The sequence below is a fragment of the Candidatus Saccharimonadia bacterium genome (genome assembly GCA_035544015.1).
Lineage (GTDB): Bacteria > Patescibacteriota > Saccharimonadia > UBA4664 > UBA4664 > UBA5169.
In genome coordinates this window covers 1-1,744 of the sequence record DATKIP010000008.1, presented here as the reverse complement: position 1 = coordinate 1,744, position 1,744 = coordinate 1, and the positions used below count along the sequence as shown (strand labels likewise).

Annotated in this window: 2 protein-coding genes; one reads left to right on the top strand and one right to left on the bottom strand. The window is 60.4% G+C overall.

Going from position 1 to position 1,744, the window contains the following annotated elements; genetic code table 11:
- The coding region (locus VMT30_00100) for a hypothetical protein (protein HVQ43357.1) at positions 1 to 263 on the top strand (263 nt) is incomplete at its 5' end.
- Positions 264 to 510: 247 nt separating this feature from the next.
- On the opposite strand, the gene VMT30_00095 is transcribed toward VMT30_00100, so the two are convergent.
- Positions 511 to 1,655, bottom strand: a protein-coding gene (locus VMT30_00095; protein ID HVQ43356.1) for an IS3 family transposase whose coding sequence is annotated in 2 segments (ribosomal slippage) — positions 511 to 1,397 and positions 1,397 to 1,655 — 1,146 coding nt in all. Because the reading frame shifts where the segments join, the coding sequence is not laid out codon by codon here.
- Positions 1,656 to 1,744 lie beyond the last annotated feature (89 nt).

Sequence of the window (1,744 nt, the reverse complement as noted above, 5' to 3'; positions counted from 1 at the left end):
CCGCCGCTCTGGTCGCAATGGCACCGCAATTGGCGTTTGCGGCACCGGTCTCAAACGGCGCTGCAATTCAATCCGGAACAACGTTCGCCGAACCAGCGACATTCTATCGCCGCGACTACGACTACTATCCCCGACATCGCTTTTACGGCCACAGCTACTATCCGCGCCACCGCTCCTACCGCTATAACGACTACGATAGCTACTATCCCCGTCGCCATCATCGGCCCCACTACCAACACTACTACCGGCGCTACTGGTATTAGTGGGTCGTTGTGCGCTCGCAGCGTGCGAACCGTGATATCGGAACGCTCGACGCGAGCGCGCCTCACCGCGGCCGATCAGGTGTGAGGTGGCAACGCCCGCACGGCTCGGCTGAGCGCGCCTGGCCTTTGGCTCGGCTCGCGCTGGCCATATCCTGGCATTGCGCAGGCTTCTCAAATACGCCCTCTGAGGTGGCCCCGCTTGTTTAGACAGTTTTTCCGCTTCGATAAGTGGATCCTCTGCCGGGGGTTAAGCTGCCAAGCGGATCGGCAGCATGCTCTGTGGACCAAAGTAGGCTTGATCGGGCGTCATGCCGTCAAGGCTCGAGTGCGGACGGCGGCGATTGTAAAGATCGAGGTAGCATCCGATCGAGACGCGCGCGTCCGAAACGCTGTCATAGGCGCGCAGGTAGACCTCCTCGTACTTCACGGATCGCCAAAGCCGCTCGACAAATACGTTGTCCCGCCAAGCCCCTTTGCCATCCATGCTGATCCTGATCTCGTTCCTGATTAGAACGTCCGTGAACGCTGCACTCGTGAACTGTGAGCCTTGATCCGTGTTGAAGATCTCCGGCTTGCCGTGCTTTGCCAGCGCCTCCTCCAATGTCTCGATGCAGAACGATGCTTCCATCGTAATCGACACGCGCCACGACAAGATACGGCGGCTGAACCAGTCGAGCACGACGGCCAAGTAGACAAAGCCCTTCGCCATGGGGATATAGGTGATGTCCATCGCCCAGGCCTGGTTCGGACGCGTGATCTCCACGCCGCGCAAGAGATACGGATAGACCTTGTGTCCCGGCTCTGGCTTCGTCGTGCGCGGACGCCGATAGAGCGCCTCTATCCCCATGCGAACCATCAGCGTCTTCACGTGACGCCGTCCGACCTTGCTCCCATTGGCAGCCAATAGACGGCGCAACATCCGCGCCCCTGCGAAGGGGAAATCCAGATGCAGCTTGTCGATTTGGTGCATGAGGGCGAGGTCGGCCGCCAACACTGGGCGCGGCAGGTAGTACACCGTGCTGCGCGCAATGCCGACGGCCTCGGCCTGCTTGGTGACGCTCAACGCGTGGTCACGGTCGATCATCGCTTTGCGTTCAGCAATCCCGCCTTGCTGAGCGCGCCCTCTAAAAAATCATTCTCCAACGTCAGCTCGCCGATTTTGGCGTGCAGCGCCTTCACGTCGACGGGCGGCGTTGTAGGCCCCTTGCCGCTGCCCGACCCGAACAGATCCGCCGCACCGCCTTCCAGCTGCGCTTTCCAACTCGTGATCTGATTCGGGTGGACGTCGAACTGATCCGCCAACTGTGCAATCGTCCGCTCACCCTTGATCGCTGCCAGCGCCACTTTGGCCTTGAAGGCCGGCGAGTGGTTCCGTCGTGCTCTTTTGCTCATCGTCGCTCCTGATTCGCGAGCCACAACCGTGCCCGCTCTCAGGCAGAGATTCCACTCATCGTCCTGTCTGAAATTGTGGAGCCACTTCT